The 21,618-nt window shown below is 67.6% G+C and carries 19 protein-coding genes and 1 pseudogene; 13 read left to right on the plus strand and 7 right to left on the minus strand.

Translation table 11 applies throughout. From position 1 onward, the window contains the following. Positions 1–45 precede the first annotated feature (45 nt). From cysS to ACZ6DT_RS37855, 4 genes are all read left to right on the plus strand, one after another. Complete coding sequence (gene cysS, locus ACZ6DT_RS37840) at positions 46–1,437, plus strand: cysteine--tRNA ligase (RefSeq protein WP_465604216.1); 1,392 nt, start codon at positions 46–48, stop codon at positions 1,435–1,437. Positions 1,438–1,472: 35 nt separating this feature from the next. Beyond that, positions 1,473–2,429 (plus strand): 23S rRNA (guanosine(2251)-2'-O)-methyltransferase RlmB, encoded by a 957-nt coding sequence (gene rlmB / locus ACZ6DT_RS37845; RefSeq protein ID WP_465604218.1) that lies wholly within the window; start codon positions 1,473–1,475, stop codon positions 2,427–2,429. Positions 2,430–2,514: 85 nt separating this feature from the next. After that, entirely contained in the window at positions 2,515–3,948 is a 1,434-nt protein-coding gene (locus tag ACZ6DT_RS37850) for an MBOAT family O-acyltransferase (protein ID WP_465604220.1), read from the plus strand. Positions 3,949–3,960: 12 nt separating this feature from the next. Then, positions 3,961–4,314, plus strand: a complete 354-nt coding sequence (locus ACZ6DT_RS37855; RefSeq protein ID WP_465604221.1) for a hypothetical protein — start codon at positions 3,961–3,963, stop codon at positions 4,312–4,314. Positions 4,315–4,649: 335 nt separating this feature from the next. Here ACZ6DT_RS37855 and ACZ6DT_RS37860 read toward each other — a convergent pair whose 3' ends face one another. After that, a complete protein-coding gene (locus ACZ6DT_RS37860; protein ID WP_465604223.1) occupies positions 4,650–5,450 on the minus strand; it encodes an alpha/beta fold hydrolase in 801 nt (266 codons plus the stop codon). An 87-nt stretch (positions 5,451–5,537) separates the two neighbouring features. On the opposite strand from ACZ6DT_RS37860, the gene ACZ6DT_RS37865 reads away from it, so the two are divergent. The 5 genes from ACZ6DT_RS37865 (at position 5,538) to ACZ6DT_RS37885 (ending at position 9,323) form a co-directional block, all read left to right on the plus strand. Then, entirely contained in the window at positions 5,538–6,098 is a 561-nt protein-coding gene (locus ACZ6DT_RS37865) for a TetR/AcrR family transcriptional regulator (RefSeq protein WP_465604224.1), read from the plus strand. Further along, positions 6,095–6,682 carry a transglutaminase-like domain-containing protein gene (locus tag ACZ6DT_RS37870; RefSeq protein ID WP_465604226.1) on the plus strand — a complete coding sequence of 196 codons (588 nt, stop codon included), beginning with the start codon at positions 6,095–6,097 and terminating at the stop codon, positions 6,680–6,682. Before ACZ6DT_RS37865 ends, ACZ6DT_RS37870 begins: the two co-directional genes overlap by 4 nt. Before the next feature lie 149 nt (positions 6,683–6,831). Continuing rightward, positions 6,832–7,878 carry a hypothetical protein gene (locus tag ACZ6DT_RS37875; protein WP_465604228.1) on the plus strand — a complete coding sequence of 349 codons (1,047 nt, stop codon included), beginning with the start codon at positions 6,832–6,834 and terminating at the stop codon, positions 7,876–7,878. Positions 7,879–7,916: 38 nt separating this feature from the next. Further along, positions 7,917–8,555 carry a hypothetical protein gene (locus tag ACZ6DT_RS37880; protein ID WP_465604230.1) on the plus strand — a complete coding sequence of 213 codons (639 nt, stop codon included), beginning with the start codon at positions 7,917–7,919 and terminating at the stop codon, positions 8,553–8,555. Between the two features lie 66 nt (positions 8,556–8,621). Next, positions 8,622–9,323, plus strand: a complete 702-nt coding sequence (locus ACZ6DT_RS37885; RefSeq protein WP_465604232.1) for an HD domain-containing protein — start codon at positions 8,622–8,624, stop codon at positions 9,321–9,323. A gap of 26 nt (positions 9,324–9,349) precedes the next feature. Here ACZ6DT_RS37885 and ACZ6DT_RS37890 read toward each other — a convergent pair whose 3' ends face one another. Beyond that, on the minus strand, positions 9,350–10,000 hold the full coding sequence (locus ACZ6DT_RS37890; protein ID WP_465604234.1) for a class II aldolase/adducin family protein: 651 nt from the start codon (positions 9,998–10,000) through the stop codon (positions 9,350–9,352). 264 nt (positions 10,001–10,264) lie between these two features. Beyond that, the gene (locus ACZ6DT_RS37895) at positions 10,265–11,263 is read right to left on the minus strand and encodes a coiled-coil domain-containing protein (protein WP_465604236.1); all 999 of its coding nucleotides are present in this window, start codon (positions 11,261–11,263) and stop codon (positions 10,265–10,267) included. Positions 11,264–11,386: 123 nt separating this feature from the next. Between ACZ6DT_RS37895 and ACZ6DT_RS37900 the strand changes: the two genes are divergently transcribed. The 4 genes from ACZ6DT_RS37900 to ACZ6DT_RS37915 all read left to right on the plus strand — a co-directional run bounded on the left by ACZ6DT_RS37900 (position 11,387) and on the right by ACZ6DT_RS37915 (position 16,613). Next, complete coding sequence (locus ACZ6DT_RS37900) at positions 11,387–12,613, plus strand: DUF445 domain-containing protein (RefSeq protein WP_465604237.1); 1,227 nt, start codon at positions 11,387–11,389, stop codon at positions 12,611–12,613. Positions 12,614–12,660: 47 nt separating this feature from the next. Then, positions 12,661–13,887 (plus strand): DUF445 domain-containing protein, encoded by a 1,227-nt coding sequence (locus ACZ6DT_RS37905; RefSeq protein WP_465604239.1) that lies wholly within the window; start codon positions 12,661–12,663, stop codon positions 13,885–13,887. Between the two features lie 50 nt (positions 13,888–13,937). Next, positions 13,938–15,161, plus strand: coding sequence for a DUF445 domain-containing protein (locus ACZ6DT_RS37910; protein ID WP_465604241.1), 1,224 nt, complete (start codon positions 13,938–13,940; stop codon positions 15,159–15,161). Between the two features lie 138 nt (positions 15,162–15,299). Further along, a complete protein-coding gene (locus tag ACZ6DT_RS37915) occupies positions 15,300–16,613 on the plus strand; it encodes an alginate O-acetyltransferase AlgX-related protein (RefSeq protein ID WP_465604242.1) in 1,314 nt (437 codons plus the stop codon). 637 nt (positions 16,614–17,250) lie between these two features. On the opposite strand, the gene ACZ6DT_RS37920 is transcribed toward ACZ6DT_RS37915, so the two are convergent. From ACZ6DT_RS37920 to ACZ6DT_RS37935, 4 genes and pseudogenes are all read right to left on the minus strand, one after another. Then, positions 17,251–19,188 (minus strand): transglycosylase domain-containing protein, encoded by a 1,938-nt coding sequence (locus tag ACZ6DT_RS37920; RefSeq protein ID WP_465604243.1) that lies wholly within the window; start codon positions 19,186–19,188, stop codon positions 17,251–17,253. Between the two features lie 121 nt (positions 19,189–19,309). Next, entirely contained in the window at positions 19,310–20,032 is a 723-nt protein-coding gene (locus ACZ6DT_RS37925) for a FadR/GntR family transcriptional regulator (protein WP_016336365.1), read from the minus strand. Between the two features lie 91 nt (positions 20,033–20,123). After that, positions 20,124–21,497: an L-serine ammonia-lyase gene (locus tag ACZ6DT_RS37930; protein WP_465604245.1), complete on the minus strand. Its 1,374-nt coding sequence runs from the start codon at positions 21,495–21,497 to the stop codon at positions 20,124–20,126. 16 nt (positions 21,498–21,513) lie between these two features. Further along, positions 21,514–21,618, minus strand: a pseudogene (locus ACZ6DT_RS37935) (lipoate synthase); the annotation flags it as partial.

Below are 21,618 nucleotides of genomic sequence, written 5' to 3' on the forward strand. Positions count from 1 at the left end.
ACGGTCACTGCGACACCGCTCACGCCGACCCCGTACCCTTTTAGGGTGGCACTACACCTCTATGACACCGCGACCCGGAGCGTGCGGGAATTCCACCCCGCCCGTAGCGGAACGGCGTCCATGTACGTGTGTGGTGCCACTGTGCAGGGCGTTCCCCATATCGGTCACGTCCGCGGCGCGCTCAACTACGACGTCCTGCGCCGCTGGCTCGTCCACAGTGGACTCGACGTGCTGATGGTCCGCAACGTCACCGACATCGACGACAAGATCCTCACCAAGGCCGCGGACGCGGATCGTCCCTGGTGGGAGTGGGCGGCCACGCATGAGCGCGCCTTCGAATCGGCGTACGAGTCGCTGGGCTGCCTGCCGCCTTCGATCGCCCCTCGGGCGACAGGGCACGTCACGCAGATGGTCGAACTGATGCGGCGGCTGATCGACGGCGGGCATGCCTACGCCTCGGGCGGCGACGTGTACTTCTCGGTCAAGGCGTTCGACGGTTACGGCGATCTCTCCGGCCAGAAGCTCGACGAGGTCCAGCAGGGCGAGAGCCTCGGCGAGGGCAAGCGCGACCCGCGCGACTTCACGCTGTGGAAGGCCGCGAAGCCGGGCGAGCCGTCATGGCCGACGCCGTGGGGTTCCGGCCGTCCAGGCTGGCACCTCGAATGCTCGGCGATGGCGACGGCGTACCTCGGCGCGGAGTTCGACATCCACGGCGGCGGCGTCGACCTGGTGTTCCCGCACCACGAGAACGAGCGCGCGCAGTCCAACGCGGCGGGCGACGGGTTCGCGCGGTTCTGGCTGCACAACGCCTGGGTGACCATGTCCGGCGAGAAGATGTCCAAGTCGCTGGGCAACACGGTCTCGATCCCGGCGATGCTCGAGGACTACCGGGCGCCCGAACTGCGGTATTACCTGGTCCAGCCGCATTACCGGTCGACGATCGAGTACTCCGACGGGGCGGTCACCGAAGCCGCGCAGGGCTACCGGCGGATCGAGCAGTTCCTCCGCCGCACGGCGGGTATCGCCGGCGCGGTCCACCTCGGCGAGGTCCCGGACGGGTTCGCCGCCGCGCTCGACGACGACCTGGCCACTCCGCAGGCGTTCGCAGTGCTGCACAACACGGTCCGCGACGGTAACGCCGCGCTCGACGCGGCCGACAATTCCAAGGCACTCGAAATCGCCGCCTCCGTGCGCGCGATGACCGACGTGCTCGGCCTCGACCCGCTCTCCGCGCGCTGGTCCGAGGCGGGCGGCAACGAAACGCCCACTCGGCAGGCGCTGTCCGAACTCGTGGAGGGGCTGCTCGCCGAACGGCAGCAGGCCCGCGCCGAGAAGGACTTCGCCCGTGCGGACGCCGCGCGTGACCGCCTCCAACAGGCGGGCATCGTGGTGGAAGACACCCCGAACGGTCCACAGTGGACCGTCAAGGACGTCTGACACTTACTCGGTTTCTAGCTCAAGGATTCTCACTGATGGCAGGCAACTCCCGGCGCCAGGGCGCTATTCGCAAGCCCGGCACGAAGAAGGGTCAGGTCGTCGGCTCCGGCGGCCAGCGCCGGAAGGGCCTCGAAGGCAAGGGCCCGACGCCCAAGGCCGAGGACCGGCCAGGGCACAAGGCGTACCGGATGGCCAACGCGCGTGACCGCAAGGACCAGGCGCGGCAGAAGAAGGCCGACAAGCCGGAACTGATCGCCGGGCGCAACCCGGTCGTCGAGGCGCTGCGCGCCGACGTGCCCGCCACCGCGCTGTACGTCGCGATCAACATCGAGATCGACGACCGCGTCAACGAGGCCGTCCGGCTCGCCGGCGACAAGGGAATCTCGATTTTGGAGATCCCGCGCGAGGAACTCGACCGCAAGACGAACCGGGCCATGCACCAGGGCCTCGGCCTGCAGGTCCCACCGTTCGTGTACGCCGACCCGCGTGACCTGATGGCGGTCGCGAAGGACTCGGGGCAGACCCCGCTGTTCGTCGCGCTCGACGGCGTCACCGACCCGCGCAACCTCGGCGCGGTGATCCGCTCGGCCGCCGCGTTCGGCGCGCAGGGCGTCCTCCTGCCGGAGCGGCGCAGCGCGGGGATGACCGCGGTCGCGTGGCGGACCTCCGCGGGCACCGCCGCCAAGCTGCCGATCGCCGTCGCGACCAACCTGACCCGTCAGCTGAAGGCGTGGAAGGACGACGGACTGATGGTCGTCGGCCTCGACGCGGACGGCTCGGTCGACATCGACGAACTGGACGTCGCGTCGGACCCGCTGGTCATCGTGCTCGGGTCGGAAGGCCGCGGCCTCTCCCGGCTGGTGCGCGAAACCTGCGACGCGACCGTGTCGATCCCGATGGCGGCCGGTGTCGAGTCACTCAACGCGTCCGTCGCGGCCGGTGTGCTGCTGGCCGAGGTGGCGCGCCGTCGTCGTCTCGCGGGACGTGTCTGACCCCGCACTTCGTCACACCGGGCGGGGCTCTCAGGCTAAGGTCACCAGCGGATAACGCGTAACCGCCCTGGGGGACCCCGCACCGATGTCGTTCATTTCACCGCTGTTCCTGTGGTACTTCATGCCGGCGGTACTGTTCGCCGTGCTGGTGTGCCCGCGCAGCTGGCGGAACGGCATCGTCGCGGTCGGCAGCCTGCTCTTCTACGCCACCGGCGCCGGGCCGTACACGCTGGTGCTGATCGGCTGCATGGTAGTCAACTTCCTGGCCGGGCCCGCGCTGGAGCCGAACGCGTGGGATCTGCAGAACCAACGGCGCAAGCGGCTGCTGCTCGGGGTCATCGGCCTCAACGTCGGCATGCTGCTGATCTGGAAGTACGCGGGTTTCGCGACGCAGCAGATCGCGGCCGTGACGCACTGGTTCGGCGGCGGTTTCCCGGTGGCCGACCTGGTCATCCCGATCGGCATCTCGTTCTACACGTTCCACCACATCTCGTACGTGGTGGACATCTATCGCGGGGAACGCCGCGCCCTGCGCAACCCGGTGTCGTTCGCCGCGTACATCGCGATGTTCCCGCAGCTGGTGGCCGGACCGATCGTGCGGTACCGCGAGATCGCCGACCAGCTGCCGCAGCAGCGGTCGCACCGCCTCGACGACATCGCCGCCGGTTTCCCGCGTTTCGCGCTCGGACTGTGCAAGAAGACGATCATCGCGGACTCGCTCAGCCCGATGGTCGACGCGTGTTTCGACACGCCAGCGGACCAGATGACCTTCGCGATCGCCTGGCTCGGCGCGATCGGGTACACGCTCCAGCTGTTCTTCGACTTCTCCGGGTACTCCGACATGGCGATCGGGCTCGGCCGCATGCTCGGCTTCCGGCTCCCGGAGAACTTCGCGAGACCGTACTCGTCGGTGACCATCACCGAGTTCTGGCGGCGGTGGCACATGTCGCTGTCCCGCTGGTTCCGCGACTACGTCTACATCCCGCTGGGCGGCAACCGCACCGGCGCCGGGCATACGTACCGGAACCTGTGCGTCGTGTTCGTGCTGACCGGCTTCTGGCACGGCGCGCAGTGGACCTTCCTGATCTGGGGCATCTACCACGGCGCCCTGCTGATCGTGGAACGCGCTTTCGGCTACGACGTCACCCCGAAGACCCAGGCCGCCCGCATCGGCCGCCGCGCGCTGACGCTCGTGCTCGTGGTCTTCGGCTGGGTGTTCTTCCGCGCCGAGGACCTGCCGCACGCGCTCGGCATGATCGGGCACATGGTGCTGCCGGACTTCACGGGCCTCACCGACGTCGTCGAGAGCGCGGTGACCAACCAGCGGCTGCTGATCCTGCTGTGCGCGCTCGCGATCGTGTTCCTGCCGGCGCATCCGGTGACCGGGCCGCTGCTGGAGTCCTCGCGAAGCCGTCCGGCCACCGCCCTGCGGATCGGCGTGATGACCGTGGGGCTGGTGTACGCGGCCATCCTGATCGCGACCGGCACGTTCAGCCCGTTCCTCTACTACCAGTTCTGAGGGAGCCCGAGGATGACCGAACCGACCGATCTGGCGAAGCTGCCGGGTGTGATCCCGTACGTCGACAACCACGACGGCCCTCGCCGGCTGCTCACCATCGAGCTACGCCCGTTCCCTTCCTCCTCCGTGCCGTACGTGCCTCTCGTGAGCATCGACGGCAGACAGTTCGTGGTCTCCTGGGGTGCGGTCACCTTCGAGATCCCGGCCGACCGGAACGTCCACGTCAGCGCGCATCTGCACACCAATTACGGGTCGCAGGCCGCCGCGACCCCGTTCGCCTCGATCGTCTTGGCTCCGCATCCGGAGCCTGTCCGGCTGACCACCCAGTTCACCGGCAAGGGTGGTTCGATCTTCCCGGTCGGTTAGCTTGGCCTCATGACCGACGACTGGAAGCGGGACCGGATCGGCTCGGCGCTGCGCGGGGAGAACCCGACCGTGTTGCGGCGGCTCGACGCGGGCTTCGCGGTGATCGGTGATACGCAGTTCCTCCCGGGCTACTGCGTCCTGCTGACCGATTCCCCGGCCGTCGGCAGGCTGACCGATCTGCCGCGACCACGACGGCTGAAGTTCCTGGCGGATATGGAGTTGCTCGGCGAGGCCGTCGAAAACGTCTGCACGCGAAGGGATTCCGGCTTCCGCAGGGTGAATCTAGAGATTCTCGGCAACACGGATCCGTTCCTGCACGCGCACGTCTGGCCGCGTTACGACTGGGAACCGGCCGACCTGGTCGGGCGTCCGGTCTGGCTCCATCCGGTGGAGAACTGGGCGGCTTCGTCAGGCCCTGAGCGCGGCTCGCCGCGTTCCGAGCTGACGGCGGAGATCGACAGGCTTCGGGCCGCGTCGTGCACCAGCTGAGCGAATTCCTTGCCACGCACCATCGGCAGGTAGTGCCCCGCCTTGGGGACGTTGATCAACCTGCCGTCGGCGCAGGCGTCCAGGAAGCGGTGTTCGTGGCGGCGGAAGTGGTCGCGTGAGCCGTTGATCAGCCATGTCGGCCCCGGATACGTCCTGAGTTCCGCGAGCACGTCGAAGTCGGCGAGAGCCTCGGCGACGTCCGGGATCACTTCGGTCGCGATGCCGCCGTCGATCACGGCTTCGGCGAGTTTCGGCGGCAGCACGCTCCGGAACTGCCGACGGCTCAGCCGTTCGCCCTGGTCCGGCAGCCGCATGAGCAAGCGGTGCGCCACGCGGAACGGTGTCTCCAGTGTCCGGCCGGGCAGGTAGGTCGAGCTCGCGACGACCAGCCCGGCGACACGCTCCGGATGCCTCGCCGCCGCGGCGATCGCGACGAAACCACCGAGGGAATGCCCGACGACCAGTGCGGGTTCGTCGATGCCTTCGACGACCGCGTCCGCCGCCGCGGCCAAGGAGAACCGCTCGGCCCGGCGGGTGCCGTGCCCCGGCAGGTCGACCGCTCTCGCGGGACGCGTGGAACGTTCCAGCTGTTCGGACCAGGCGGCCCCGCTGAGCCGGATGCCGTGGACGAAGACGAGGGGAACCATGACGTACCTCCTGAATGCAACGCACCGTTGCGTTGCAAAGTACGGGTGAGCAGAATGCAACGCAACGGTGCGTTGTATTCTTCTCCGGTGCGCACCCGGAACGGCCCCCGCAAGGCCGAGGCGATCTTCGCCGCCACCCTCGAACTGCTGGCCGAGCACGGTTACGACAAGCTCGCCATCGAGGCGGTCGCCGCCCGGTCCGGCGTCAACAAGACGACGCTGTACCGATGGTGGCCGTCGAAGGACGCGCTCCTGGCCGCCGCGCTGCGCGATTCGGGACTGTTCGCCGTCGACGTACCCGACACCGGCAACCTCCGCGGCGACCTCCTCGCCGTGGCGACACAGATCCACCGGTTGCTGACTTCGGAGCACACCGCGCCGGTCGTCACGGCGGCACTGACGGCGGGGCCTCGGCGTCCGGAACTCGGTGACGTGTCACGGAGTTTCTTCGCCGACCGCATGGCCCGCGAAGAACCGATCTTCGAACGCGCCACCAGGAGACGGGAACTGCGTGCCGGCGTCGATCCGGTCCTGGTGATGGATCTGCTCGCGGGGGCGATCTGGTTCCGGCTGCTGCTGCGCGGCGGCGAAGCCGGTCCGAAATTTCTCGAAAAGGCTGTCGACACAGTACTGGGCGGTGCCACGTGAAAATCACGCTGAAGATCGAATCCGAGCGGCTCGAGGACTATCTCGTCGCCGACGAGGTCGTCGATCACGATCATCCGCTGATCCGCGAAACGGCTGACAGGCTGTCACCGACCGGCGGCACCGAAGTCGACGTGATTCGTTCGATGTTTCACTTCGTGCGCGACGAGATCGCCCATACGGTGGACGCGGCCGATTCCAGGATCACTCTTATGGCCTCCGAGGTTCTGCGCGAGCGGGTCGGGCTCTGCTACGCGAAGGCTCATCTGCTGGCCGCTTTGCTTCGCAGCCAAGGCATCCCGGCCGGGTTCTGTTATCAGCGGATCGGCGTCCTGCACGGGCTCAACGGCGTGTATCTCGCCGGTCCGGACCGGTGGATCCGGCTCGACCCCAGAGGCAACAAAAATGGTGCGGACGCGCAATTTCTGCTGGAAGAAGAGCGGCTCGCGTGGACACTGGACCCCGGCAGGGGCGAGATCGACTTCCCCACGGTCCACCCCACACCGTCTTCGGCCGTCGTCGAAACCTTGTCGTCGGCGAAGCCCGGACCCGCGTGGTACGAAGGAATCCTTCCGCACGCTCCGTGAGTGGTTTTTCCGCGATCCGGCGAAACCTCCGATGCGAAACCGGTATCGCCGTGCGTCACATTCGCTGTTGGTGTCTTTCCCCCGAATTTCTTATTTCGACATTGTCACCAGGCGCGTAGAGTAACTCCCCGCACTCGAACAGATACGCAATGCGTTCGTCCGTTCGAGTGCTGATCAAGGAGGTGACCCTCGTGCCCGCGGAAGCCGGCCGGCTCCGCCGTGCCCCATTGCAAGAGATCTTCTGGACCAGGACAAGCCTGCTGCTCACCGTACTGGTCGTCGTCGCGGGCCTCAGCCTGTGGATCTCCAGCATGATGGATCCCGGCGCCGGCAAGACGCTGCTCACTTCGCTGGGCACCGGCACCCTGATCTCCGCGGTGGTCGGCTTCGGCCAGACCCTGATCACCGCCACCGCGTCACAGCGCGCGATGGTGACCCCGGTGATCGAGGAGAGCCGCCGCGCGCTGGAAGCGCTCAGCGCCGAATACCGTTCGCTCAACAAGGAATTCTTCCCCACCCACGTCTTCGAGGCGACCACGGATCCGGATCCGTTGTTCAACCGGGTCATGACCGAGGACCTCGACGTGACCAGGCACTACTTCTTCCGCGGGTTCTCCGGCAGGCACGCGGCGGCCCGATTGTTGTTGTCCCGCACCGAAAGGGAGCTGCGCGTGGTCATCGCCGACCCGCGTGACGAGGGAGCGATCAGTGGCAGGGCGCGCTATCTCCTCCGCAGCGAAGAAGCGGGCATGGACTACGAGACGATCCAAACGCGGCTCAACGACGAGATCAGCATCGGCCTGGTCGGGCTGTTCCTGGCCCGCAGCCGATGCTCACTGGTGGACATCACCGTCGTCGCCGACCCGCCGCTGGACCGGCTGGAGGTCTTCGACGAAAGCGTTTGGGTGACCTTGTACAGCGATATCCGCGGCGCGACCACGCTTTATCCGCGAACACTGCGGTTCAGCGAAGGTTCTTTCCTGTACAACAAGGAACGCTCGGAGTTCCTGCGCGTGTCCCAATCCCGGTCCGGGCGGCACTTCCGCATCTCCACCACGACGACGAGGGCGGATTTCCTCGCCCTGTACGAAAAGATCACCGGCTCTCCCCTGTCCGAAGAGAACTTCCTCGAACTGGAAGGGAAATTCCACGCCTTCCGGAAGGAGTTCACCACACTCGCCGAGTTGAACCCCTGACCGCTCGGCGTCGCAGCACTAGATTTGAGGAGCTGAAGTTGCTCACTCGCTTGTCCCCCCTCATCCAGCTCTCCGCGCTGCTCCGAACCACTGATCTGCCGCTGGCGCAGCACTGGCAGATCGTCGACGAGATCTTCCGCGACTGGACGTCGAGACCAGAGCTGCGCGACGATCTCCGGCGGCACTTGGCTTCGCTGAGTCCGGACGAGGCGAGCGCGGTACTCGCGCGATCGCGGGAGACCACCACCCATTTCGCCTGGTGCCTGCTCGATTGCCCGACCGACCCGTTTTCGGTCTGGCTGCACGAGTACAAGGCGCCGGAGGACTGGCGTGAGGGGTACGCCGATTCCGTGCACAATCACAGATATCACTTCTGCACCACGCTCCTCCGTGGCAACTATGTCCACGAACGGTATTCGACCCTGCGCGACCAACTTTCCGGATTGATCACATCGGTTCGGTTACGACGTAGCACGCTGTGTCAGACGGGGTCGGTAGGCGTCATGTACGCGGACGAGTTCCATCGGATTCCCGAGGCCACCGAAGGGACTATGACGTTTTTGGTGAAATCACGCCCCGTAAGCGAGTTCAGTCTTTCCTATGACCCGAAGACCGGTATAGGGCATCGTCACGTTCCGGTTGAGGTCCGATTGGGGGACCTCGCCGACCGCATCTAACTACACACCGCCGTCGATGGCGCATACCCTTACTCCACCCGTCCGTAAACGGGATCGGAGAGGTGTATGCGCGCGCGAAAGAACACGATTCCTTCCCAGACCATCGACGCCGTCGAGCATCGCGTCCGGCGATTGTGCTGGCGTTATGCGGACAAACTGCAGTTCCACGGCTGGCATCACGTGAGTTTCGTCCGGGCCAAGGCCGCGGGGTTCGCCGAGCACAACGGGGCGGATCGCACCGTCGTCGAGGTGGCGGCGCTGGTGCACGATGTGAACTACATCGTGCTCCGCAACTCCCCCGCGGCCGCCGGGCGAGACCTTCGGATGGACATCCTGCGGGAATGCGGTGTCGAGGAGACCGTGGCCCGATGGGTCGACGAGATCGTCGACGAAGCCGAGATGGCGACCAGGGGACGGCACATCTCGCTCGAGGCACAGGCGTTGAGCGACGCCGACACCCTGTTCAAGGCGCTGCCGGTGACGCCCGTCGTCCTCGCCCACCGCTATCTGCGGGAGAACGGGTTGAGCCTCCGCGAGCTGGCGCACAAGATCGTCGGCGAACAACGCGACGTCCACGACAGCGGCTACTACTTCTACAACCCCAAGGCCGCGGAGAACTACTCCCGATGGGCGTTGGCGAATCTTCAGTTGTGGCAGTGCATCAAGGAAGCCGTCGACGACCCGACGGTCGCCGAGCTCCTCGACGCGGTGCACGCCGTAGACGTCACGGCCGTCACGGACTTCGAGGCCGAACCCGCCGCTTCCTAGGGGCGCGTGAGCCTGCTTGCGTGCCGTCAGCGCTGGCCGTAGCCGCGGAGTTTCTCCACGACTTGCTCGATCTCGGCGGGGGGGAGCAGATTCGGCGTTCCCGCCGATCGTGCGGTCAGCCAGACCTGGCAGACCCACTCGAGCTGCTGCGCCCGGCTGTACGCGGAACCGAGACTGTCGCCGAAGGTGGTGGTGCCGTGGTTCGCCAGCAGACAGCCTCGGCGGCCGTCCAAGGCTTCCAGCATGGCCTTGGCGAGTTCCTCCGTACCGTACGTCGCGTAAGGCGCGACGCGGGCCGTCGGGCCGATCGCGGCGAGCAGGTAGTGGATCGGCGGCACCTCGGCGACGAGGGTGGAGACGGCCGTGGCGTGCACGGAATGCGTGTGCACCACGGCGGACACCGGTTTGCCGTCCGGATCAGCGGCCCGCCGGTACACGGTGAGGTGCATCGGGAGTTCGCTGGTCGGTTCGAGCGAGCCGTCGACGATCTCGCCGTCGAGGCGGACCACCGGCACGTCTTCCGGCCGCAGCCCGGCGTAATCGACGCCTGTCGGGGTCACCGCGATCAGCTCGCCCTGCCTCGCGGAGACGTTCCCGGAGGTGCCGACCACGAGTCCGTCGGCGGTCATCCGGCGGGCGAATTCGCAGACCGCCGCGCGTTCTTCGGCGAGGATCATCGGCAAGGGTGAGGCGTCGGTACAGCGGGTCGGGGGGGGGGGGGGGGGGGGGGGGGGGGGGGGAGGGGGGGGGGGGGAGGGAGGGGGGAGGGGGGGGGGGGGGGGGGCGAGAGGAGGGGGGGGGGGGGGGGGGGGGGGGGGGGGGGGGGGTGGGGGCGGTGGCAAGCCACCGTCTCCGTGGGGCTGTGGGGGGGGGGGGGGGGGGGGGGGGGGGGGGTGGGGGGACACACCCCCCCCCCCCCCCCCACGACCAAGGTGACCGTCCTACGGCGTCGCACGACCAGGGCCAGGGCCGTTGGTCTTGGTGGGGGCCGGCTTCTGCGTGGCCTCCGGCTTGGTCGCTTCCGGCTTGGTCACTTCCGGTTTGGCGGCTTCGGCGTCGGGGGCAGGCGACAGCAGCCGGATGGCCTCTTGGACGGCGACGTCCGTGGCGGAAAGCCGCTCGGCGACCTTCGACCGGAGTTCCAGTGACAGCTTCCGAGCCTGCTGAGCCTCGGCCTGCTGGGTCTTCGCGTCGGTGAGGGCCTCCGCCACCTGCTCCTGCTTCGCGGCGATGTCCTCCGCCGAAGACTTCTCCGCCTTGCTGATCTTCTCCGCCGAGACCCGCTCAGCTTCGGCACGCTTCTCCGCCGACACCCGGTCGGCTTCCGCGATCTTGTCCGCGGACGCCTTCTCCGCCTCCCCGCGACGAGCCGCCGAAGCCTCCTCGGCCTTCTTGTCCGCCGCGGCGCGAGTCCGGACGCTCTCCAGGTCCAGCTCCTTGCGCTTCTGCGCCGCCTCGGAGTTCAGCCGCTCGATCTCGGCCTTGGCGTCCGCGAGCAGCTTCTCGCGTTCCGCCTGCGCGTCCTTGGCCACCTTGTCGCTCGCGCGCTGCGTCTCGTGGGCGTACTTGTCCGCTTCGGCCCGAGTCGACTTGGCGTCGGCTTCCGCGGCGGCCTTGAGGTCGGCGATCTCCTCCTCGGCGAGCTGCATCATCATGCGGACGCGTTCGGCCATCGCGCCGGCACCGGACGGGCTCGAGCTCATCCGCACGAGCGCGGCCTTGGTCTCGTCCAGTTCCTTCTGGGCGTGGCCGAGCGCCTTGGTGAGTTCGGCGGCGGTCGCCACGGCCTCGTCGCGGTTGCGCGAGAGCTGCTTGAGTTCGGTCGACAGTTCGGCGAGCCGCTCGTCGACCTGACGCTTGTCGTAGCCACGCACGGAGCCCGCGAAGTGGGGCGATTTCGCCGAGGGCGCCTGAGGCGCCGTCTTCTCAGGAGCGACCATGGCGGCCACCTTAATGAGCGAGGGCCCGTCGGGCAGTACCGCCAAACGGCTGCACTCGCCGTACGACAGGTCGATCACATGGCATCCTGCGTTGTTGACAGGTCGTAAGCAGGGGAGGCCCGGTTGGACATCTCGGCGATCCTCGAAGACATCCGTGAGCACTGGCACGTCTACGCCACGATGCCCTTCATCGCCGCGCTCATCGGCTACATCACGAAACGCGTCGCCATCGAGATGATGTTCCGGCCGCTGGAGTTCGTCGGGATCAAACCCTTCCTCGGCTGGCAGGGGGTCATTCCCGCCAACTCGCGCCGGATGGCGACCACCGCCGTCGACCTGCTGACCAAGAACCTCGTCGATCCGCAGGAGATCTTCTCCCGGCTCGATCCGGACAAGGTCGTGAAGGAACTGGAAGAGCCGCTCCTCAAGGCCGTCGAGGACGTCACCCGCGAGGTGATGGAGCAGTACCAGCCCAGACTGTGGGAACTGCTGCCGGCCAGGGCGCAGCGCATGCTGATCGACCAGGTCCGGGCGCAGGCGCCGAAGGTCGTCGCGCGGCTGATGCGCGAGGTGTCGACGAACATCGACGAGGTCCTCGACGTCGACGAGATGCTGATCAACGCGATGGTCCGCGACAAATCGCTGACCTGCCGCCTGATCAAGGAGGTCGCGACCCCGGAACTCCGCTTCATCGCCCGGTCCGGTATCTGGTTCGGCTTCGCCATCGGCCTGATCCAGTTCGTCGCGTGGGCGCTGACGAAGCAGCCGTTGATCATGCCGATCTTCGGCTTCGTCACCGGCTTCGTCACGGACTGGCTGGCCCTGAAGATGATCTTCTATCCGCGTGAGCCGCGCCGGTTCCTGTTCTTCGGCTGGCAGGGCATGTTCCAGAAACGCCGCCAGGCGGTCGCCAAGGACTACGGCGCGCTGATCGCGGACGAGGTCCTCACCGTGCGGAACGTGATGGAGGCCGTGCTCACCGGGCCCAAGTCGGACAAGCTGTTCGCGATGATCACCCGCGAGGTGCAACGGACCGTCGACGCGCAGGCGAGCATCGCGAAACCGCTGGTGGCGCTGACCGTCGGCGGCGTGCGGTACCAGGAGATGAAGAAGGCGGCGGCGAAGGCGATCGCGTATCTCCCCGAAACGGTGAAACACGTGGAGAGCTACGCCACTGACGCGCTCGACGTCCGCAACATCATCGTCACGAAGATGCGGCAGCTGACCCCGCTCGAGTTCGAAGGGATCCTCCGCCCCGCCTTCCAGCAGGACGAATGGAAGCTGATCGCGGTCGGCGCGGTGATCGGCGGGCTCGTGGGTGAACTTCAGGTCCTGCTACTCCTCCATTGAGGACCGGCGGCTAGGTTCCCTTCAAGCGAGACGCGGGAGGGTTTCGAGTGGACGCCGTCATCGCCGACATCGGCGACCACTGGCCGGTGTACGTCACCATGCCGTTCATCGCGGCGCTGATCGGTTACGTCACCAAACGCGTCGCCATCGAGATGATGTTCAAACCGGTGGAGTTCGTCGGGATCAAGCCGTTCCTCGGCTGGCAGGGGGTGCTGCCGGCGAACGCCGAGCGGATGGCGGCCACCGCCACCGAGATGCTGACGAGCAACCTCGTCGATCCGAAGGAGATCTTCGCCAGACTCGACCCGGCCCAGGTGGCGAAGGAGATCGAACAGCCGCTGCTCCGTGTCGTCGAGGACGTCACCCGCGAGGTCATGGAGCAGTACCAGCCGCGGCTGTGGGAAGTGCTGCCGAACTCCGCTCAGCACCTGCTGCTCAAACGCGTGCAGGCCGAGGCGCCGCGCGCGATCACGAAGATCATGGGCGAGATCGCGGAGAACATCGAGGACGTGCTCGACCTCAAGCACATGGTCGTGACGAACCTGGCGCGTGACAAGGCCTTGCTCAACCGGCTGATCCGCGACATCTCGCGGCCGGAGATGCGGTTCATCGCGCGGTCGGGGATCGTGTTCGGGTTCTCCCTCGGCTGCGTCCAACTACTCGTCTGGGCGCTCACGAAGTCGCCGATCGTGCTGCCGCTGTTCGGTATCGGCATCGGCTGGTTCACCGACTGGATCGCCCTGAAGATGATCTTCCTGCCGCGTGAGCCGAAACGGTTCTTCGGCTTCTACACCTGGCAAGGCGTGTTCCAGAAACGCAAGGACCAGGTCGCCGCCGACTACGGCGACATGATCGCGCGCGAGATCATCACCATCCCGAACCTGCTCGAAGCCGTGTTGAGCGGGCCGAAGTCGGACAAGCTGTTCACGATGATCACCCGCGAGGTGCAGCGGACCATCGACGCGCAGGCGAGTGTCGTGAAGCCGTTCGTCGCGATGGCCGTCGGGAGCAGGCGCTTCCAGGAGATGAAGCAGACGGCGGCGGCGAAGGCGGCGGCACGGATCCCGGAGACGATCCGGTACGCCGAGAGTTACGCGGTCAACGCGCTCGACGTCCGGAACACCATTGTGGACAGAATGCGACGGCTGAGCCCGCTCGAATTCGAGCAGCTGCTGCGCCCGGCGTTCCGGCAGGACGAGTGGAAGCTGATCGCCGTCGGTGCGGTGATCGGCGGGCTCGTCGGTGAGCTTCAGGTGCTTCTGCTGCTTCACTGACGGGTACCCGATACCGTTCCCCATCCCCGGAGTACGAGCGAGGAGGTCCGATGGACGCGGTCCTCGACGACCTCGCGCGGCACTGGTGGCTGTACGCCGCGATCCCGTTCGTCGCCGCGCTGATCGGCTACGTCACCAAACGCGTCGCCATCGAGATGATGTTCAAACCGCTGGAGTTCGTCGGGATCAAGCCGTTCCTCGGCTGGCAGGGCGTGGTGCCCAAACACGGCGGGCGGATGGCCGCCGTCGCGACCGAGTTGCTGACGTCGAACCTGCTGGACGTCAAAGAGGTCTTTCGCCGGATCGACCCGGCGATCATCACGCGCGAAATCGAGCAGCCGCTGCTGCGGGCCGTGGACGAGGTCGCCCGCGAAGTGCTCGAAAAGCACCATCCCAGGCTCTGGGAGGTCATGCCGACGATGGCGCAGGAACTGCTGATCAAGCAGGTCCAGTCGGCGACGCCGCGGCTGGTGCGCGAGTTCATGGAAGAGCTGACCGCGAACCTCGACGAGGTGCTCGACTTCCAGCATATGACCGTGCGGCGGCTCACCAGGGACAAGAAGCTGCTCGTCCGGCTGATCCGCGAGACTTCGCGGCCGGAGATGGCGTTCATCGCGCGCACCGGGATCTACTTCGGCTTCGGGCTCGGCGTCGTGCAGGCGTTCGTCTGGGCGCTGACGAAAGAGCCGTGGGTGCTGCCGATCTTCGGCGGCTGCATCGGGCTGTTCACCGACTGGCTGGCGATCAAGCTGATCTTCGTACCGCGCGAGCCGGTGCGCGTCGGCCGGGTGACCCTGCAGGGCAAGTTCCAGCGGCGGCGGGCCGAGGTCGCGCATCAGTACGGCGAACTGATCGCGAACGAGATCCTCACCGTGCCGAACCTGCTCGACGCCGTCCTGCGCGGGCCGCGGTCGGACCGGCTGTACGCGCTGGTCGAACGGCTCGTGTCGCGGGCCGTCGACAAGCAGGTGAGCGTCGCGAAACCGATGGTCGCGATGGCCGTCGGCGGGCAGCGGCTGAGCGAGATCAAACAGGCGGCCGCGCGGAAGGCGCTGGAGCGGCTGCCGCCGACGATCCGGCACGCCGAGGGTTACCTGACCGAGGCGATGGACGTCGCGAAGATCGTCGAGCGACGGATGCTCGGACTGACGCCGCTGGAATTCGAGGGGCTGCTGAGGCCGGCGTTCCGGCAGGACGAGTGGAAGCTCATCGCGGTCGGCGGGCTCATCGGCTTCCTGGTCGGTGAGCTGCAGGTTCTCCTGATGCTCCACTGACGCCGGATCGCGTTCAGCCCGCTAAACGCGATCCGGGGCGGGGGACGCGGGCGGGTGGACTGGTCGCGTTCAGCCTGCTAAACGCGCTTTGGGGGCGGTTCTCACGTGCGGGAGACACGGGATGATTACGGTGGTGGGGTGGCGTCCGAATCCCAGCAACTGCCAGCCGTCCACGAGGCGTGGCTTCCGCGTGAGCACGCGTTGCACCGTCCCCGCCACGGTGGCAGGCAGCTGACCGCGCTGATCAGCGCGCTCCTGTTCTTCACGACCCCCGCGCTGCTCTGGGTGTCCGGCGTACGGCCGGGCGAGATCGAGAACCACAAGCTCGCGAGTTTCCCCGGCCTGGACAAGGGCTGGGGGTTCTTCACCGACCTGCCGACCTGGGCCATCGACCAGCTGTCGTTCCGGCCGGGCGCGATCGCCGCCGCCGACGCGATCAGCCGCGGCGTCTTCGGCGAGGGCGCCCCGCTCGACCAGCCACCGCCACAGCAGCAGGCGGGCCCGATCCCCGCGCCGCCGGCACCGACGCCGTCCAAGGCCGCGCCCATGCAGGGGCCGACGCCGAACGTCGCGTCCGGCTACCGCCGCGTGGTGCAGGGCCGCGACGGCTGGCTGTACTACGGCTACGACGCGGACGCGAAATGCGATCCGTCCCGTCCGCTGACCGAGACGATCGCCAAGATCAACGAGCTGCGGCGCGCGGTCGAGCAGTCCGGGAGGCGGTTCGAGCTCGTCGTCGCGCCGGACAAGTCGACGATGGTCCCGCAGTTCCTGCCCGACACCTATCCCGGCAAGGACTGCTCGCGGTCGGCCGAGGCGGCCACCTGGCACCGGATGCTCAAGGACGCGCGCGCGATCGACCTGCGGCCCGAGCTGCGCGCGTCCGAAAGCCGGGTGCAGCGGCCGGTGTACCCGTCGAACGACACGCACTGGGCCGACGAGGGCGCGCTGGTGATGACGCGCGCCATCGCGAACGCGATCAAACCGGGCGTCACGCAGACCTGGGTCAGCGTTCCCGTCGGCCAGTACGACACCGTGGCCGATCTGCCGCCGCTGATCAGCAAGCAGGGCACGAAGACGAACACGCTGTACAGCCTCCGCCCGGACGGCGTCGTCGAGCGCGCGGGCGAGCCGAACGGCGACATCGACCGGCCGGTCTACCGCACGGCGAGCCCGTTGATCGGGACCGTGGACGACAAGATCCTGGTCTACGGTGACTCGTTCACGAAGGCGTCTTCGCGGTATCTGTCGGGCGCGTTCACGAACCTGACGATGCTGGCGCACTTCACCCAGAAGACGTCGCGGGCCGAAGCCGTCGACGCTTTCGTGAACGCGAACGTCGTGGTCATCGAGGCCGTGGAGCGCAGTGTGGCCGGCGGTCAGCTCGCGTTCATCGACCCCGGTTTCCTCGAAGCGGTCAAGAAGGCATTGGCCGAACACCCGGTGCGCTAGTGCCCTGAGTCGGAGTTCGCGGGCCGAATTCAGTCCCGCGTCAAGCGGAGGCGCCGAGACCATGGGGTGGCCGATGTGGCGTGGTCCTGACCGCGGAGGGGGCACCTGCAGGGTCCTGAGTGTCCACAGAGGACGGCCCCTTGCAGCTGGATGTCCGATAGATGCCGGTATGCGCGGTTCGGCGCGGGGGTCGTGAGTGGCGATTCGGACTAGGGCCAAGGGTAGGTACCTACTGCGGGTGGTCCGGAACGACACCTCGAGCCTCAGTAGCGTCACTAGCCACACCCCTCCCCAGTACATGAAGGCCCCCATCCTTGCGCCTAGGTACAAGAAGGGGTCCTTCATGTACTGCAACCCCGCAGGTCACACAGTAGGTACCTACGAGAGGGCCCGCCCGAACCCGGAACGCCACTCACGACCCACCCGACCGACGCGGCACGAGGGTTGACCGCTCAGCGTGTGCCGGGTGTCGACGATGGAGGAATCGGGACGTTGAGTGTCCCGATTCCTACATCGTCGACCGGAACCCTCCCCGCTCACACGCCACCCAGCACGACAACGGGGGCACCCTGGGTCACCGGGGTCGTGAGTGGCTATTCGGGTTAGAACCCGAATCGCCACTCACGACCACCTTGCGTCAGCGCGGGCGGGGTGCCGCCGTGGTCGCGGCGGGGGCGGGCCACCGCACCGGCAGTCCCTGGTGGAAGCCGTTCATGAAGCGCTGCCACATCCCGGCAGGGATCGTCCTGCCGGTCAGCTTCTCGCCGGCGGCGTCCCGCATCCGGCGTGGTTCGTCGGAGCCGACCCAGACCGCGGTCGCGAGCTGGGGCGTGTACCCGACCGCCCAGCCGCCGGCGTTGTCGTCCGTCTCGTTGTACTGGAAGTCGCCGGTCTTCAGCGCCGCCGGCCGGTCTTTCAGCCCGGTGGCCAGCACCTGGCTGATCGTGCCCGCGATCCGGCGGCTCAGCGCCTCGTCGCCCTGGAACGCGGGCGTCTTGTCCGAAGGCCGTTCCCAGACGACTTCCCCGGTCTCGTCCCGGATCTTCGATACCAGATGCGGGGCGGCGCGCATGCCGTCCGCGGCGAAAGTCGCGTAGGCGCCGGCGATGTCACCGGGGCGCAAGGGATACCGGCCGACCGCGATCCCGGGTCCGATCAGGAACCCGTCCTTCTCGCGCAGGGTGACGGCACCGTCGACGGCCTCGGGGATCCCGGCCGCGCGAGCGCCGTTCCGGACCGTTTCCGCACCGAGTTTCTTCGCCAGGTCGACGAACGGGCCCGGCGCGTCCCGGCCCATCGCCTGGCGAAGTGTGCATTTGCCGGTCTCGCCGCACTGGTCTCGGAACTTGAAGGTCTCGCCGAGGAAGTCGATCTGCGCGGGCGCCTTCAGCGGTTCGTCCACGTCGACACCCTGTTCGAGTCCGGCGGCGAGGGTGAACGGCTGGAAGGCCGAGCCGGTGCCGTACGGGGTGCCCGCGTAGTCGTGCACGCTCCAGCCGCCACCGTTGTAGGCGCGGATGGCGCCGGTCCCCGGTTCGACGGCGACCAGCGACGCCCGGAAGTGCTCCGGCTGCCCCTGCAGCCGTTCCTTGACCGCCTTCTCGGCTTCGGCCTGGGCGCGCGGATCGATGGTCGTCTCGACCTTCATCGCACCGCCGCGGAGCCGGTCCAGCGGGTAGCCGACTTGCTCCAGCTCGGCCAGGACCTGCTGTTTGATGTGGTACTTCTCGTAGGTGACGCGACCGGCGCGGGTCTCCGACGGCGCCTGGATCGCGTCCTCCGGATAGGTCAGGCCGACCGCCTCGGCCTGGCTGACGTAACCCCGCGCGACCAGCTTGTTCACCACGTAGGACCAACGCTTCATGGCGTGCTCGTGGGTGGAGGCGTACGGGTCGTGCACCGACGGCGACTGGATCATGCCGGCGAGGAAGGCAGCCTCGCTCCAGGTCATCGAGTCGTCGAGTTTGCGGCCGAAGTAGGCGTTCATCGCCGACGCCGGGCCGTAGGTGCCGCGGCCGAACGAGATGATGTTGATGTAGCTCTCGAAGATCTCCTTCTTGGTCTGCTGCTGGGTGATCTTCGTGGCGAGCACCAGTTCGGAGAACTTGCGGGTGAGGGTGGCGTCCTCGTTGCCGGTGGATTTCTTGATGTACTGCTGGGTGATCCCCGAGCCGCCGCCGACGCCGGTCACCAGCGCGCGGCCGAGGCCGGTGAGATCGAAGCCCTCGTTGTCCCAGAAGGTCGGGTCCTCGGTCGCGACGATCGCGTCGCGCAGCTTCGCGGGGACGGCGTCGTAGGGCACGAACAGCCGGTCGCCGCCGGGCGGGATCACCTTGAGCAGTTCGGAACCGTCCGTGTGCTGCAGGATGACGGTCTTGTCGAGCCCGGCGAGCACCTCCTCCGGGCTGCGGACGTCGAGCAGGACGTACGCGATCCCGAACGTGACCACCGGGATGCCGATGAGCAGGCCGAGCGTCCAGGCGGCGATCCGGCGCCACCTGCTCTTCTTCCCTTTCGGCTCGGGGATGGCCGTGGTCTCCGACTCGGGTGCGACTGCCTCATCCGGGTTTTCCACGCCAGGTAAGACGCCCGAACGAGTGAAAAGGTTGTGGGAAAATCACCGGATCGTGCTTCGGACTCCGGCATTTCGTCCTCTGAATGCGGTAGTTGGCATCGCGAACCACCGCACGTCACCCTCAAGCGAGGAAGGCGCGAAGCAGTGAAGCCGTCCCTTCGACGTGCTCCGTCATCGCCCGGCGGGCCGCCTCGGAGTCGCCGGCGAGGATCGCGTCGACGATGGCCTCGTGCTGGGCATTGGAGTGCTCCAGATTCGGCTCCAGCAGCGGGATCATGTCGAGCAGCTGGTTGACCCGCATCCGCGCGTCGGCCATCGCCGTGGTCAGCGAGCCGGACGCGGTGACCTCGGCGATCGCCAGGTGCAGCCGTGAATCCTTACGCCGGTAGTCGCCGACGTCGGCCGCCGCGGCTTCGGCGAGGGTGCTGGTCAGGTGCTGCCGGTCGGCCGGGCTGAGGGAACGTGACGCCGCCATCTCGGCGGCCCCGGTTTCGAGGACGTGCCGCAGGCCGAGCGCGTCTTCCAGGGTGGCGTTGTCGACCTTCCGCCCGTCGGCGGCGGGCGGGTCGGGCAGGACGTCGTTGACGAACGTGCCGCCGTAACGGCCACGCCGCGACTCGACGTAGCCCGCGTCGGACAGCGCTCGGATGGCCTCGCGCAGCGTCACCCGGCTGACCCCGAGCCGCTCGGCGAGCTCACGTTCCGAGGGCAGCCGCTCCCCCGCGCCCACCACCCCGAGCCGGATCGCCTGAAGCAGCCTTTCGACGGTCTCCTCGAAGGCGTTGCCCGCGCGCACCGGGCGGAACAGCGCGTCACCCGCGTTCGCGACCGTGCTCGACTCCACCCTTCGAGTTTAGGCCGCCCGCGATTCGTCCTCTGGATGCGGTACTTGCGTGTGCAAGTACCGCATCCAGAGGACTAAATGCGAGAGGGGGTCAGCACTCGATGACGTTCACGGCGAGACCGCCGCGCGCGGTCTCCTTGTACTTGACGCTCATGTCGGCGCCGGTCTCACGCATCGTCTTGATCGCCTTGTCCAGGGTCACGACGTGCGAACCGTCGCCGCGCATCGCCATCCGCGCGGCGTGGATCGCCTTGGACGCGCCGACGGCGTTGCGTTCGATGCACGGGATCTGCACCAGCCCGCCGACCGGGTCGCAGGTCAGCCCCAGATGGTGTTCGACGCCGATCTCGGCGGCGTTCTCCACCTGCGCGGGCGAGCCGCCGAGGACCTCGGTGAGCCCGGCGGCGGCCATGGCGCTGGCCGAGCCGACCTCGCCCTGACAGCCGACCTCGGCACCCGAGATCGAACCCGTCTGTTTGAGGATCGAGCCGATCGCGCCCGCGGTGAGCATGAACGTCACGATGCCGTCGTCCGACGAGCCCCGGATGAACCGCTGGTAGTAGTGCAGGACAGCCGGGATGATCCCCGCCGCGCCGTTGGTCGGCGCGGTGACGACGCGACCGCCCGCGGCGTTCTCCTCGTTGACCGCCAGCGCGTACAGGCTCACCCAGTCCATCGCGTACAGCGGGTCGCCGACGCCGTCTTCCGCGAGCAGCTTCTCGTGCAACGCCTTCGCGCGGCGCGGCACCTTCAGCCCGCCCGGCAGGACACCCTCGTGCTCGCAGCCGTTGCGCACGCATTCCACCATGACCTGCCAGATCTCCAGCAGACCCTCGCGGACCTCCTCGCGCGTGCGCCAGGAGAGTTCGTTGCGCAGCATGATCTCGCTGACCGGCAGCCCGGTGTCCTCGCAGTGCTTCAGCAGATCCGCGCCGGTGCGGAACGGGAATTCTAGCCGAGTCGAATCCTCGACGACGACAGTGTCGGTCTCGTAGGACTCATCGCGCACGAACCCGCCGCCGACCGAGTAGTAGGTCCGCTCGCGCAGCACCTTCCCGTCGGCGTCGAACGCGCGGAAGATCATCCCGTTCGGATGCGCGGGCAACGACTTCCGCCGGTGCATCGTCAGATCGGTGTCCTCGGTGAACACGATCTCGTGCTCACCGCGCACCTTCAGCAGACAGGATTCCCGGATGTCGGCGATCTTTCCGGGGACCGTGTCGGTGTCGATCTCCTCCGGACGCTCCCCGGACAGCCCGAGCAGCACGGCCTTGTCGCTGCCGTGCCCGAATCCGGTCGCGCCGAGCGAGCCGAAAAGCTCGCTCTGGACCCGGGTCGTGGCCGTCAGGTCACCGTCGGCGGCCAGACCGTCCACAAAGGTCAGCGCGGCGCGCATCGGGCCCACCGTATGGGAGCTGGAGGGGCCTATGCCGATCGAAAACAGGTCGAAGACGCTGATCGCCATTGATCTGCCCTCCTTCCTATCTGGCCAGCAATGAGCTGGCTTCTTGGGCGGCGGGTCCTTCGGCGGCGAGGTGGGCCAGGTTCTCCGACAGTGGCTCGCCGCGGTGGGCCTTCGTCTGCGC

The sequence above is a fragment of the Amycolatopsis sp. NPDC041971 genome, from assembly GCF_055588925.1.